The following is a 13,330-nucleotide window of genomic DNA, read 5'->3' on the forward strand; positions in this document are numbered from 1 at the left end:
TTGAGAACTCCTCTTTTGAGGGGTTCTTTTTTTATTTGTGGAAAAAGTTTAGTGACTAGGGGCAAGAAAAAGCAAATTGTTTTTTAAAGCGAGAAATACCTACTCAGCGAGGGCTCTGATTTCTGATAGCTGAACAGACTAAGGCATCGATTCGGTTCGAAAATCCCAAGATTTTTTAGAAAGCGGTAACAATAATCATTTCTTTTCATGGTATACTAAAAAAAATTTGAAGAAGGTGATTTTGTGCAGCTGGTAAATCCTTGGGAAAATATAAAGATAGAAAAACTAAATACTTCAGAGCTCTATTATTTTGATAATGATATTCATCTGCTGTTCGTTCTGATCGGCGATGTTTCGATTCAAGACAGTGATCAGCTATTTGTTTTGCAAAAAGACGATTTTTTAGTTGTTCCTAAAGGAGAAAAAATTTTGATCCAGAACAACAATGCGGAAGTGTTCACACTGACTTTGTCTTATGATTTTCCCATGAACACAAAGGATACTGATATTGAGTATATCTTCCAAGGCAACTCTATTGAAAAGCAAAGTACTGTTAACAATGAGATTCGTAAATACATTCATCGCTTGTTGCAATTATTTGTTTATAAAGAATATAACCAGAATGCGTTTGCCTTTCAAAATTATTTTGCGCTGATCGGAAATCTGGAAAAGCATTTTCGAAAAAAAGAGACCATGGACCGTAAAAAAAGTACAACGAAAAAAATTGAAGAAATCAAGTTTTACATCGACAATAATTTTCAAAAGGATATCAAATTAGCGGATATCGCCAATAATCTGTACTTGTCTGAACAATATATTTCTCGAGTCTTTTCTAAAGAAGTTGGGCTATCGATCAGTGATTATTTAGTGCAGAAACGTCTGGAAAAAGTCAGAAATGAACTGCTTCATACGGAAAAATCGGTGATTGAAATTGCTTATGATGCCGGTTTTTCCAATATCAATTCTTTCAATCGAATATTTAAAAAGTATCAAGGCCTGACGCCGACTGATTATCGGAAAGAAGTAAAGCAATCAATCGTTATCTTATCGAATCCTGTGGAAGAGGAGGAGACAGATCTGGCGGATTTAAAGAAGCTGATCGATACGACAACTTCCCATGAAGGAACCGACACTTATGCCATCCAAATCAGCAATGAGAAAAGTTTTGAAAGCTATGCACCGACTTTTTTGATAAATTTAGGGTTTGCACAGGACTTGTTAAGAAAGGATTTTCATGTAGCGCTAGCACGTGTGAAGAAAGATGGACCATTTACTTACGGACGGATTTGGGGTCTATTGTCGCCGGAAATTATCGGTTGTGACCCAGATCAGCTGGACTTTTCACAGACAGACCAAATCCTTGATGCGATCCTTGATGCTGATTTAATTCCATTTCTGGAACTTGGCTTTAAAGGGAAAACAATCTACAAAGATTACACTTCGATTTTGGCGAATCAAGTTTTCAGTAAAAACAGCCTTCACTTAGAAGCGTACCTAAAAACCATTGCTCTGTTTTATAAGCACTGCATCAGCCGCTATGGTCGGATCGCAGTTGAAAAATGGCAGGTCGAGGTATGGAAACCGCATCCCATCGTCCTACAAGCAATCCAAGCTCCATTTCTTGGTGAAGTCTTTTATGATGATACGCGGTTAAAAATTACGCGAGCCAAGGACTTCTATTGCTTTTTTACCAAGATAAGTGAGCAAATCAAGAAAATCCTTCCGAACATGAAGGTGGGTGGTTGCGGCATTAGTGTCGATATCAAAAATAGTGACGAAAATTTATCTACATTTATCGAGTTGTGGCTAGAGCAAAAACAGCAACCGGATTTTTTTAGTCTAGCGGTTTATCCGATGGATGAGATCAAAAGTGATTTTACTGAACAAAGAAGAAGCAATCCAATATCACCAGATATGTACTTTATGTCGCGCCACGTAAAAGCCGTCAAAAAGATATTTAATCGCCTTCAAGCTGATATCCCGATTTATATTACTGAGTTTAATGTCACGATCGCGAATCGAGATCTGATCAATGATACAGCTTATAAAGGCAGTTATATCATTAAAAATGCGATAGAAGTCAGCCCGTACTGTAAAGTGATCGGCTATTGGCTGCTTTCAGATATTTCAGCTGTTGCTGTTGATTGCCAGGAGAAGGAAGTATTTGGCGGGGCAGGTCTCATAACCCGTCATGCGATTCCGAAAATCGGTTACTATGCATTCTTATTTTTAGCGAAAATGACAGGGCGAACCCTCTACTATAATGAAGAGCTGCTCGTTACAATGCCTGATCCGTATACGATCAATATTCTGGCGATCAGTTATGCCCATTTAAATTCAGCATACTATTACAATTCTCAAGGAACCTTCCGCAAAGAAAATGTCTATGCAGTTTTTAATAATATGCCAGATAAAAAATTTCGCCTGACGATTGATTTGCCGGAGATTCACAAAAGACAACAAGCTAAAATCACTACGCAGCAGATTGGCTTAAAAAACGGGACTCACTTAGAAGAAATGGCAAAAATTGCGATTGAGACTCTTAGTACAAGAGAAGAAGAGGCGTATTTACAAGCGCAAAGTCTGCCAAAAATGTGGATCGAACATTTGCCACTAGGGGAAAAGCTGACGATCGAATTTGCGATGGAAACCCATGATTTGCTTTTTAAATGTATTGTAATCGAAGAATAATAAGTAAAATAAACAGGAAAGTATCATACTTTCCTGTTTGTTTTATTTTCGAAGCATAGTAGTGTCATACACATACAAGAGATAAGGAGAAACCTGCGAAGTAACCACAAGGAGAACTTGATATGATTCAATTGTAATCGATTACAAGATTTTGAGATTATAGAAGTAAGCAGATGTGATGACAGAAAACGAGGCGAGTGAAGATGGAAATTTATTTTGTTCGACATGGTGAAACGTATTTGAATAAATACGATCGTATGCAAGGATGGGCAGATACCCCGCTGACACATCAAGGGAGAATAAGTGCTGGAAAATGCGGAGCTTATTTGGCTTCTAAAGGAATCAGCCAGATTGTTTCAAGTGATTTAGGCAGAACGATTGAAACCAGCAAAATCATTAGAACTCAGTTAAACATAACAAAGGAGATCTATCTCATGCCAGAGTTCCGCGAAACATTTTTCGGTTATTTTGAAGGTGAATTGAACCAAAATGTTTGGCCCAAAGTTGCAAAGTCAAAAGGCTTCGAGACCGTCAATGAGTTTTATGCAAATTTAAAAATCAACGAGGTGATGAATGCTTTTCATGAAGCTGATCCGCAAAAAGACGCAGAGGATTACGAAACTTTTGTCACTCGAATCAAAGCTGGGTTGGAAAAACTCGAAAATACGTTTTCTTCTGACAGCAAGATTTTAGTCGTGACTCACGGCAATACGATCCGAAATCTCGCCTATTTAATTGATCCGCAGATAGATTGTGCGGAGGTTGTCTTGAATGCAGCAATCACAAAGATAGCACTGACAAAGCATGAAAAAAAACTGCTCTTTTATAACCAGAGCGTGAATTTATAAGTATAGTTTTATCGAGAATGAGAAAAGACGATTACTATGGGAAGGAATCTGTAGTACTTATTATACAAACACTGAAGCGGTGAGTGACTCATAAAGTTAAAGTAAGTCATCGAAGATCGGGTTAAATTAGAGAAACGAATGGGGAGGCTTCAAAAATGAATTTTATAAATAAGCTTGAAAAGCTGCAAATGGCGGCAGAAGGAATGTCGAATAATCGTTATTTCAAGGCAGTCAGTAAAGGGATGGTCATGACGATCCCTTTTAGTATCACAGGATCGATGCTGACTCTGTTGGCAAATATACCTTTTGATGGTTACCAAAATTTTATTGATGCTAATGGGTTAAGAACATTGTTGCTGCTTCCGGGAATTTTTACCAGCAATATCATGGGGGTCATCGTTGTGTACTTTATTGCCTTCAATTTGGCAAAATCGTTTAAACTTGACGGAATGGTTCCCGGTTTCTTAGCAATCGTTTCGTTCTTGTTACTGACCCCTTTAGCAACGATTGATCAAGAAGTACGCGGAGCCATGCAACCAGTCGATTTTATTAGCTTTGATTTTATCGGTTCCAGAGGGATGTTTGTAGGAATCATTGTCGGCTTAGTCGTAGCAAAGTTATACAGTTGGTTTATTGAAAATAATATTACCATCCGAATGCCGGAAAGTGTGCCGAGTTTTGTAGAAAAATCTTTTAGTTCCATCATCCCGTGTTTTTCGATCGCTTTATTGATGGCGGTTATTTCTTGGGGATTTGCTTTCACAAGTTATGGTAGCGTTCACAATATGGTTTATACAGTTGTTCAAGCGCCGATTCAATCGATTGGCGGGTCGGTTGCCGGTGTCTTAGTCGCCTATTCATTGATTGGCTTGTTCTGGTGGTTTGGTCTGCACGGAAAAGCGATTATTTTCGGAGTATATGCGCCGATCTTACAAGCAATGACGACCGAGAACATGATTGCAGCAGCAGCTGGTGAGGTACCGCCTAATGTGATTGATCTTGGTTTTACTTATGTCTTCTTGGAAATTGGCGGGGGAGCCTGTGTTTTAGGACTTGCGATTTGTTTTATTCTTTTTGCTAAAAGTAGTCAGTACAAAAACATCGGTCGGATCACCAGTATACCAACTTTCTTCAGTATCAATGAACCCATTACTTTTGGAACACCGGTTTGCTTGAATCCGATATTTCTTGTACCGACCCTAGTAACGCCATTAGTGACGGGGTTAATTGGCTACTTCTCGATTGTCAGCGGATTGGTACCTAGGCCGCAAGGGGTCCATCTTCCAACAGGGTTTCCAACTTTCTTTAATGCAATAGTGGTTGGTGGCTGGAAAATGATGCTAGCACAAGTCATTTGTGTCATTGTTGCCACTGCAATTTACTTCCCATTTTTCAAAGCAGCCGACAATCTTGAATACAAGCGGGAACAAGCAGAAGAAAAAGCAGTCAATTTAGGTGCTGTCGTAACAGAATAAACATAAAGGAGCGAATGAAAATGAAAAAAATCAACATTTTATTAGTCTGTAATGCGGGAATGAGTACTAGCCTTCTAATTGAAAAAATGGAGAAAGCCGGGGTAGCCAAGGGAATTGACGCTAGTGTTGATGCGCGACCAATCGAAGATATCAAAAGTTATCTTCCCGGCAAAGAGGTGATTCTGTTAGGTCCACAAGTTCGATTTAAGGAAAAACAGATTCGCGCAATGGTAGAAGACCAGATTCCGGTTTCGGTGATCGATATGTCTGCATATGGAACGATGAACGGAGAAAAAGTACTACAACAAGCATTAGGATTGGTCTCGCAAGCACAGTAACCGAGTGTTAAGAAAAGAAAAAGCGAGTTGCGAATACAGGATTAGTAAAATCAACAATGTATCAGCTGGAGGCAACCCAAATTTTCGAAGACTCGTCAGTTACGTTGTTGCCAATCAAGTAAAGCGAAAATTTGCGATAGACAGCAGGAAACCTTAAAAAACAGCGCATAGAAGGGATTTATTCCTTCTGTGTAAAGGAGAATCAACCGATGAATCAAGAACAGTTAGAAGCAGTGATGGGATTAATCATCCATAGTGGTAACGCAAAAAGTGACGCGATGGAAGCTATCAGTGCGGCAAAAGACAGAGACTTTAAGCAGGCGAGAGAACGGATGAAAAGCGCAGAAGCTGCGATTGTAGAAGCGCATCATGCCCAAACTACTATGCTGACAAATGAAGCCCAAGGAATCGCAGCCGAGATTACGCTGCTGACCATCCATAGTCAGGATCATCTGATGACAGCGATTGCGTTTTGCGATTTAGCGAAAGAAATCATTGCGATCCACCAACGGATCGAGCAAGTCGAAACATAGGTGCTTAATCATTGCTCTTTGCATGATCTAAGGTATTTTGTGCAAAATCAGCTTAATCTGTGTTCCCTAACGTGCCGGACGTTCTTCAAATGAAGGATTTGTCCGGTTTTTTTTGATAGGCAACAGTGACAATGCAGTATGGAAAGTGTGGTGTTTTTTTGCTTCGGATCGAGATGAAGTTTTTTTTAGTTAAATTTGTGTGTGCAAATTTATTGAAATAAGGAAGTGGATTTTTTTGAAAACGGTTAATCTATAAATGTAAAACAAAACAAGGAGGAACGAACATGACAAAATTACGCTTTGGATTTATCGGATGCGGAGGAATTGCTAATACAAAACATTTTCCAGCACTAGCTAAGTTAGCTGACCAAGTAGAGCTGGTCGCCTTTTGTGACATTATCGAAGAACGAGCAGTTCAAGCGGCGGAAACCTATGGAATCGGTGGTGCTTTCGTAACGACAGACTATCAGGAATTGACCCAACGCCCAGACATTGATGTGATTCACGTCTTGACACCGAATGTTTCTCATGCGGAAATCACAGTGGCAGCGCTGGAGGCTGGTAAACACGTGATGTGTGAAAAGCCAATGGCTATCAATTATGAAGAGGCAAAAAAAATGTTGGAAGCAGCCAAAAGAACAGGTAAAAAATTAACGATCGGCTATCAAAATCGCTTCCGTTCGGATTCATTAGCTACCCATGATGCCTGCGCCAAAGGGGAATTGGGAGACATTTATTTTGCTAAAGCTCACGCGGTAAGACGCAAAGGAGTACCAACCTGGGGTGTGTTTCCGGACAAAGAAAAACAAGGCGGCGGACCGCTGATTGATATCGGGACACACGCATTAGACCTTACTTTATGGTGCATGGATAATTACAAACCAAAAATGGTCTTAGGGTCAACCTATCAAAAACTAAAGGATAATCCAATGGCGAATATGTTTGGTCCTTGGGATCCTGAAACATTTGAAACCGAAGATTCAGCGTTCGGTTTAATCAAAATGGAAAATGGTGCCACGATCTTTTTAGAAGCTGCTTGGGCCTTGAATATGGTGAATCCGAAAGAAGCACAAGTTACTTTATGCGGAGATAAGGCAGGTGCGGAAATGTTTGGCAAAGCCTTTCTTGATCAGGGCTACGTCGTTTTCAATAAAGCCGATCATAATCAATTAGAACAAACACAACCTTCTGATGCTGGCGGTGTCTTCGGTTTTGAAGGAGCTTCGTTGGAACAAAGAGATGCGGAAGCGAAACAATGGGTCGAAGCAATCTTAAATGACACTGAGCCGTTGGTAAAACCGGAGCAGGCAATCGTTGTAACACAGATTTTAGAAGCAATTTATCAATCAGCAGAAACCGGGCAAGTCGTGGAATTATAGAAGAGGGGAATAGACGATGCTAAAATTTGGAATCATCGGTTTTGGTTTTATGGGCCAGACCCACGCAAAGACGATCGAGACATTGGACTATGCAGAACTGCTTGCAGTATGCGATACCAATGCACTGCAGTTTAAAGAAGCAAGCGATCCTATTTTAACCTTTTTAAAAGCAGATGAGTTGTTGGCTGTCCCTGAAATCAACACAGTCATTATCGCAGTTCCGAATCACCTGCATTTAGAAATGGTCAAAAAAGCAGCCGAAGCCGGCAAAGACATTATTTGCGAAAAACCAGCTGCTATGAATGCCGCCGAATTTTCCGAGATGATGCAGATCACTCAAGCTGCCAATGTCCGCTTTACGATTCATCATCAACGTCGCTGGGACAAAGATTTCTGTATTGCCAAGGAAATTTACCAAAGCCAGACGTTAGGAAAAATCTTTACGGTCAAAAACAGTCTCTATGGGTTTAATGGCAACATGCATGATTGGCATATTTATCCAGAATTTGGTGGTGGCATGCTTTATGATTGGGGCGTTCATTTGATCGATCAAATGTTGACGATGCTCTCGCCGAGTCGGTTAACATCTGTTTACGCCGATGTGCAAAACGTCATTAATAAGAATGTTGATGATTATTTTTCGATTATGCTTCGCTTTGACAATGGAGTGACCGGGCAAGTCGAGCTGGGCACCTATATGCTGAGTGAGAAGGAGCATTGGTTTGAGCGCCACTGGTTTATTGGTGGGAACAAAGGAAGTGCGGTTATCGATGGGTTTGATCCACAAGGTACGATCACTCGTACTTCTGAGCTGCTGCAAAGTGTTAGTGGCAAAGTAACCATGACCCCAGCAGGTCCGACCCGTTCATTTGGCCCACCGCCGGAAGGCCGAGTCATCAGCGAACCGCTGCCGAAGGTTCATGTAAATCATGAAATGTTTTTTGATAATTATTATTGCTTTGTCCAAGGAGAAGAAGAGTTGGCTGTTAAACCAAATCAAATCTTTTTCTTGATGAAAGTATTGGATGCTATTCGCGTATCTGCCGAAACGAAGCAGGCAGTTGCGCTGGCCTAGTCGCTTGGTCGTTTTATCAGACAAATTTCAGACAGTAGCTACAGAAGGAAAATGATTGAAACGAGAAAAACCCACTTGAACAGGTGGAAAAAAGAAGGAGCAGATAAGGATGAAACTTGGTGTTGTAAGTGCCATATTTGATCAAAGCAATTTTGAAGAAATGATCGATATCGTTGCTGCTAACGGCTTGGAGTGCGTGGAAGTCGCTTGCTGGCCGCAAGGAAAAGCCCAAAGGCGTTATGCAGGGGTATCGCATATCGATACGAAACAGTTGACGGATGAACGCATTCGAGAAATCCAACACTATTGCCAAATAAAGGGAGTGGAAATTTCTGCATTGGCGTATTATCCCAATCCTTTAGACGAAAACCTGAATAAAAGGCAAGAAGCGATTGACCATTTGTATACGCTGATTGATGCTTCCAAACGCATGGGAATCAATCTTGTAACAACGTTTTTAGGAAGAATGCCAACGAAAAATATCCGAGAGAACTTTGAGGAAGTGGTCAACGTCTGGCAACCGATTCTTGCTTATGCCGAAAAGCAGAAAGTGAGAATCGCCATCGAAAATTGTCCGATGCTTTTTACAGAAGATGAATGGCCGGGAGGACAAAATCTGATGACCACACCAACGATTTGGCGTCAGGTTTTTCAGCTGCTCGACAGCGAATACCTTGGTCTAAACTATGATCCATCCCATTTTGTTTGGCAGCAGATCGATTATATTCAACCTTTATATGAATTTAAGGAAAAGATTTTTCATGTTCATTATAAGGACATCAAGGTGTATCAGGAAAAGCTAAACGATGTTGGTACGATGGCTGTTCCTCTGAGTTATATGAGTCCTAAATTACCTGGTCTCGGCGATGTGGATTGGGGCAAGTACGTCTCGGCATTAACAGATATCGGCTTTGACGGATACAGCTGTATTGAGATCGAGGACAAAGCCTTTGAGAATAGTTATGAGGCCGTCAAGAAATCAGTTGCCCTAAGTACCCATTACTTGCGAAATTTTGTTTAGGAGAAGCTGCTATGGAAAACTATTATCTTGGCATTGATTTAGGCGGTACTACGACTAAATTCGGGTTGGTCACCACCGAAGGCAGATTGAAAAAAGAATGGTGGATTCCGACAGACTGTCGTCAGAACGGAACACGGATCATTCCTGACTGTCTGGCAAGTATTCAAAAAGAGCTGGCATCAGAACTGAAGCAAAAAAGGATTTTAGGTATCGGGATGGGCTGTCCTGGCGCCGTTGACCGGGTCCATGGAACGGTCAGTAATGCCTTTAACCTAGGATGGACGCATGCGCAACCGATTCGTGCGGCCTTTGAACAAAGCTTGTGTCTGCCTTTCTTTCTTGAAAATGATGCCAACGCGGCGGCTTTAGGAGAGAAATGGCAGGGGTCTGGGGATGGCGAAAAGGATGTAGTTTTTTTGACACTAGGAACTGGAGTCGGTGGAGGTGTCATTTTGAACGATCAACTAGTTACCGGAGTCGGCGGTGCCGGTGGTGAGATCGGACATTTTCCTGTGACAAATCCTCATTCGTTTGATTGTTCGTGCGGTAACAGCAGTTGTTTAGAGACGTTAGTCAGTGCTACCGGTATCGTCAAGTTAGCAGAAAGTTATCGGCTTACCACTGCGACTACGTTGAATCATTGCCCTAAATTGACCAGTGCAATCATCTTTGCTGAAGCCGAGAAAGGGGATTTGCTTGCATTAAAAGTGGTGAATGAAGCTGCCAACTATTTGGGACAAGCCTGTAGTATGATTGCCAATCTGCTAAATCCCCATTCGATCATCATTGGCGGCGGGGTAGCAGAAGCTAAGGACTTTTTAATGGACCGTGTTCGTGCACGATTCGAACAAGGGAATTTCCCAGCGGTTCGCAAGACAACGAAACTCAAAAGGGCATCATTAGGTAAAGATGCTGGGATCTTCGGCGCAGCTTATTTAGTCAAAATCAGAAACACTGCTGGCTGAAAGAATAAGACAATAATAAAAATAGTAAAGGAGAAGTTAGTATGGGAATAAAATCAGGTGTAAGCTTATACAGCTTGCAAGACGAATATATGAACAAACGAATGACCCTTGCAGAAATCATCGCATTTTTAGATGAACATGACGTTGAGGGGTTTGAAATCTTACCGGATCAAATGCTCCATGACACACCTCATCCAAGTAAAGAAACGCTGGCTGAATGGGATTGCATCATGAGTAAAGCACAGGTCAAGCCGGTTTGCGCAGATGTCTTTCTTAATACAAATTTGTATAACAATCGTGAGTTGACGCAAAAGGAATGCCTGGATCTTTTAATCGAAGAAATCAAGCTTGCCTCTCGCTTAGGCTTCAAACTCATTCGACTGGTCTCGATGGTTCCAAGTTTTGTGATTGAACCGTTGCTACCGTATGCGGAAAAGTATGATGTGGCTTTCGCGCTGGAGATCCACGCGGGGATGAGCTTTGATATTCCCGAAACAAAAGCATTTATCGATGAAATGAAACGAGTCAATTCACCCTATTGCGGTTTGGTGATTGATACCGGTATTTTCTGTGATCGAATTCCCCGTGTTTTTAATGAATTCAATAAGCAAGTTTTGGGAGTCAATCCAGCTATTATCGACTATTTCAATGCCTTTTTTGATCAAGGATTGGATGGCTCGCAAGCCTTTGATGAAGCTCACCAATTAAAACCAGAATTGGCTGCGATGGCTGAACCAAAAGACATGCCTTACATTATGTTGGCTGACGGTTATGAGAATACACCTCTCTCAGTTTTAGAGGACGTTTTTCCGTATATCAAACATTTCCATTTTAAACTGTGGGAAATGACGGACGAAGGAGAAGAGTATTCCATCGATTATCGTAAGATTTTGACTTACTTGCATGAACATGGCTACGATGGTTATGTGGCGACAGAATATGAAGGCAACCGTTGGATTTTGCCAGGACACCCAATGGTCGAAAAAGAACAAGTGATTGCCCATCAGAAATTGATTAAGTCGATAATCACTGAATTGGAAGGGGCGACGAGCAATGTTTGATAACAATGTGTTTATTAACGGATCTTGCAAAAATAAAGTCGTTGAAGGAGAGACGGCTGGGTTTGAATTACAGACGCACATCACGTATTATCGTGGTGTTCCTTTATCAATGGTCAATGATATTCGCGTTACTGTAGACGGTGAAGAAGTAGCAAGAGAAGCTATTCGTTGCAGTGTTGACCAAAAAGATTGGTTCACACTAGATGAGATGACGACGGTTACCACCTATAAGTGGGAGTATGGCGAGCCTTTATACATTTATGTTCAGCAAGCAGGCGGTTTACCCGCAGGTACTCATGAAGTAGAATTAGCTGTGGTGACTCGTACAGCTTACATCCCGATTCCGATTGAAGGGATCTGTAAGAGAGAAGTAGTTGTTTAAGCAAAAAGAGATAACAGAACCAACTGGTTCTGTTATCTCTTTTTTTACTCTTTATTCGCAACAGCAATGAAAAAGCAACAGGTGTGAGAACAGGATATCCCTTTCAAATGATTGTTCCTGTTAGTTGGCTATTTTTCATAGGTTAGAGACTTGCTAGCGCTCTATATAATTTTTAGTTAACGAAAGATTTGTTACAACCGTTCCCAAAATCCCTGCGCAAAACCAGTAATAAATTCGTAGAGAGCCGGCAGTATCACCGAAATACATAAAACGACAAAGACCATTTTCTGAACAGCAGTTAATTGTTTGAGGAAGTGGTTTTTTGTGAACAATAAATACGCGATACAGATAACGGCAAGCAGCTGCAATAGATCAAATAAAATGGACAAGAAAATCACCTTTTCTGATTAGATTGAATGGACGATAGAATGATGGATTCTCTCAACATAGAGCAGAGAGTTGAATGATATGGTTCTGAGAAAACGTGAAGATCAACGTTTATAAAGAAACGGTATTTCGACTCCAAAGAATGCGAAGATCCCGCTTAAAAGAAAGTAAGTCAATAAGCCTAGATAAAAAAGGACTTTCCAATTCAATTTCTTTTTCATTCGATCCACTCCTTTTGTGTATCATAGCATAAAAAAACGATAATATAAATAAATAATCTAAAGATGCAAATTTGCATTTTTCATCAAGTGTAAGCTCTCTCAAGCTACATTTTCGCTATCTTGAAAAACCTGAGCTAAAATAGAAAGAGGAACAAAATCATGGCTCACTTTGATTTTTTAAATGAACAACGAGTCGAAAGAAGGAGACATTTCTTTGAAAAAACCATGGATAAAACGCAAAAAGAAGCAAAACGAAAATGAATTATTAACGGAACAGTCCGTTCAAGTCGAGCAAAGTCAAACGAGAGAAGAGCTGCAAGAAGAAGCGGAGTTTACTTCTTTTTTTGCGGATGTCATGAAGCGAATGCCGAAAAAATCGGCTGCCCTCGTGATGAAAGGCTATGACGGATCAAAAGCCCAGGCGGAAAAAGTGTTAGCGAAAAGCAAGGATCAATTTGATCAGGTGTTTGAGGAGTTTTTGGTTGGCGTAGATGATGAAACGCGGAAAAAAGCCCACCGCACGATCCATGCGGCTTCTTTGACGGCGGCGATCATCGGCTGTTCACCGATTCCTTTTTCAGATGCAGTGTTACTTGTGCCGGTTCAAATGACGATGATGGCACGTTTGTATCGCATTTTTGGGCGAACGTGGCGTGAAGGGTTAGCGAAGAGTATCTCGAAAGAGTTAGTGGTGGTGAGTTTTGGACGCAGTGCCGTTGGCAATATCTTGAAATTTGTCCCAGCAGTAGGCACCGTTGCTGGAGCTGCGATCAATGCCAGTGTGGCTAGTGGTATCACCGAAGCATTAGGCTGGGTGACTGTCAAGATGCTGAATGATGGGGAAGATGTGTTTGAGCAAGTGATGTCCTTTAAAGGCCAATTTCACACGCTGTTCAATGCGTTGAAAGTTGGCAAGAAATCCAAGTAGGTCAAAAAGAAGAACGAAGCAGGTCC

Annotated in this window: 13 protein-coding genes; 12 read left to right on the top strand and 1 reads right to left on the bottom strand. The window is 41.1% G+C overall.

What is annotated here, in order from left to right; translation table 11 throughout:
* Positions 1 to 243: 243 nt before the first annotated feature.
* The 11 genes from IGJ01_RS03890 (at position 244) to IGJ01_RS03940 (ending at position 11,768) form a co-directional block, all read left to right on the top strand.
* Positions 244 to 2,691: a GH39 family glycosyl hydrolase gene (locus IGJ01_RS03890; protein ID WP_430601425.1), complete on the top strand. Its 2,448-nt coding sequence runs from the start codon at positions 244 to 246 to the stop codon at positions 2,689 to 2,691.
* Between the two features lie 203 nt (positions 2,692 to 2,894).
* Positions 2,895 to 3,539 (top strand): histidine phosphatase family protein, encoded by a 645-nt coding sequence (locus tag IGJ01_RS03895; protein WP_430601426.1) that lies wholly within the window; start codon positions 2,895 to 2,897, stop codon positions 3,537 to 3,539.
* Positions 3,540 to 3,694: 155 nt separating this feature from the next.
* Entirely contained in the window at positions 3,695 to 5,014 is a 1,320-nt protein-coding gene (locus IGJ01_RS03900) for a PTS sugar transporter subunit IIC (protein ID WP_430601427.1), read from the top strand.
* A gap of 20 nt (positions 5,015 to 5,034) precedes the next feature.
* On the top strand, positions 5,035 to 5,352 hold the full coding sequence (locus IGJ01_RS03905) for a PTS sugar transporter subunit IIB (RefSeq protein ID WP_086294714.1): 318 nt from the start codon (positions 5,035 to 5,037) through the stop codon (positions 5,350 to 5,352).
* A gap of 209 nt (positions 5,353 to 5,561) precedes the next feature.
* The gene (locus IGJ01_RS03910) at positions 5,562 to 5,885 is read left to right on the top strand and encodes a PTS lactose/cellobiose transporter subunit IIA (RefSeq protein ID WP_430601428.1); all 324 of its coding nucleotides are present in this window, start codon (positions 5,562 to 5,564) and stop codon (positions 5,883 to 5,885) included.
* Between the two features lie 284 nt (positions 5,886 to 6,169).
* Positions 6,170 to 7,264 carry a Gfo/Idh/MocA family protein gene (locus IGJ01_RS03915; protein WP_153883422.1) on the top strand — a complete coding sequence of 365 codons (1,095 nt, stop codon included), beginning with the start codon at positions 6,170 to 6,172 and terminating at the stop codon, positions 7,262 to 7,264.
* 16 nt (positions 7,265 to 7,280) lie between these two features.
* On the top strand, positions 7,281 to 8,339 hold the full coding sequence (locus IGJ01_RS03920; protein ID WP_430601429.1) for a Gfo/Idh/MocA family protein: 1,059 nt from the start codon (positions 7,281 to 7,283) through the stop codon (positions 8,337 to 8,339).
* A gap of 109 nt (positions 8,340 to 8,448) precedes the next feature.
* The gene (locus IGJ01_RS03925; RefSeq protein ID WP_430601430.1) at positions 8,449 to 9,360 is read left to right on the top strand and encodes a sugar phosphate isomerase/epimerase family protein; all 912 of its coding nucleotides are present in this window, start codon (positions 8,449 to 8,451) and stop codon (positions 9,358 to 9,360) included.
* Positions 9,361 to 9,371: 11 nt separating this feature from the next.
* Positions 9,372 to 10,325, top strand: a complete 954-nt coding sequence (locus tag IGJ01_RS03930; RefSeq protein WP_430601431.1) for an ROK family glucokinase — start codon at positions 9,372 to 9,374, stop codon at positions 10,323 to 10,325.
* 41 nt (positions 10,326 to 10,366) lie between these two features.
* Positions 10,367 to 11,386: a sugar phosphate isomerase/epimerase family protein gene (locus IGJ01_RS03935; protein WP_430601432.1), complete on the top strand. Its 1,020-nt coding sequence runs from the start codon at positions 10,367 to 10,369 to the stop codon at positions 11,384 to 11,386.
* A complete protein-coding gene (locus tag IGJ01_RS03940; protein WP_430601433.1) occupies positions 11,379 to 11,768 on the top strand; it encodes a C-glycoside deglycosidase beta subunit domain-containing protein in 390 nt (129 codons plus the stop codon). The genes IGJ01_RS03935 and IGJ01_RS03940 overlap by 8 nt, the downstream gene beginning before the upstream one ends.
* 191 nt (positions 11,769 to 11,959) lie before the next feature.
* Here IGJ01_RS03940 and IGJ01_RS03945 read toward each other — a convergent pair whose 3' ends face one another.
* Positions 11,960 to 12,157 (bottom strand): hypothetical protein, encoded by a 198-nt coding sequence (locus tag IGJ01_RS03945; RefSeq protein WP_016610551.1) that lies wholly within the window; start codon positions 12,155 to 12,157, stop codon positions 11,960 to 11,962.
* Between the two features lie 400 nt (positions 12,158 to 12,557).
* On the opposite strand from IGJ01_RS03945, the gene IGJ01_RS03950 reads away from it, so the two are divergent.
* Positions 12,558 to 13,304 carry a YcjF family protein gene (locus IGJ01_RS03950; protein WP_005225303.1) on the top strand — a complete coding sequence of 249 codons (747 nt, stop codon included), beginning with the start codon at positions 12,558 to 12,560 and terminating at the stop codon, positions 13,302 to 13,304.
* The last annotated feature ends 26 nt before the right edge of the window (positions 13,305 to 13,330 follow it).

It is taken from the genome of Enterococcus sp. AZ089, assembly GCF_050547225.1.
In the GTDB taxonomy this organism is placed as follows: Bacteria; Bacillota; Bacilli; order Lactobacillales; family Enterococcaceae; genus Enterococcus_D; species Enterococcus_D entomosocium.

Bases quoted from the DNA above. Each gene is read 5' to 3' on its own strand.
- IGJ01_RS03900 (WP_430601427.1), top strand. From the start codon at position 3,695: ATGAATTTTATAAATAAGCTTGAAAAGCTGCAAATGGCGGCAGAAGGA.
- IGJ01_RS03935 (WP_430601432.1), top strand. From the start codon at position 10,367: ATGGGAATAAAATCAGGTGTAAGCTTATACAGCTTGCAAGACGAATAT.
- IGJ01_RS03930 (WP_430601431.1), top strand. From the start codon at position 9,372: ATGGAAAACTATTATCTTGGCATTGATTTAGGCGGTACTACGACTAAA.
- IGJ01_RS03940 (WP_430601433.1), top strand. From the start codon at position 11,379: ATGTTTGATAACAATGTGTTTATTAACGGATCTTGCAAAAATAAAGTC.
- IGJ01_RS03915 (WP_153883422.1), top strand. From the start codon at position 6,170: ATGACAAAATTACGCTTTGGATTTATCGGATGCGGAGGAATTGCTAAT.
- IGJ01_RS03950 (WP_005225303.1), top strand. From the start codon at position 12,558: ATGAACAACGAGTCGAAAGAAGGAGACATTTCTTTGAAAAAACCATGG.
- IGJ01_RS03925 (WP_430601430.1), top strand. From the start codon at position 8,449: ATGAAACTTGGTGTTGTAAGTGCCATATTTGATCAAAGCAATTTTGAA.
- IGJ01_RS03920 (WP_430601429.1), top strand. From the start codon at position 7,281: ATGCTAAAATTTGGAATCATCGGTTTTGGTTTTATGGGCCAGACCCAC.
- IGJ01_RS03895 (WP_430601426.1), top strand. From the start codon at position 2,895: ATGGAAATTTATTTTGTTCGACATGGTGAAACGTATTTGAATAAATAC.
- IGJ01_RS03910 (WP_430601428.1), top strand. From the start codon at position 5,562: ATGAATCAAGAACAGTTAGAAGCAGTGATGGGATTAATCATCCATAGT.
- IGJ01_RS03905 (WP_086294714.1), top strand. From the start codon at position 5,035: ATGAAAAAAATCAACATTTTATTAGTCTGTAATGCGGGAATGAGTACT.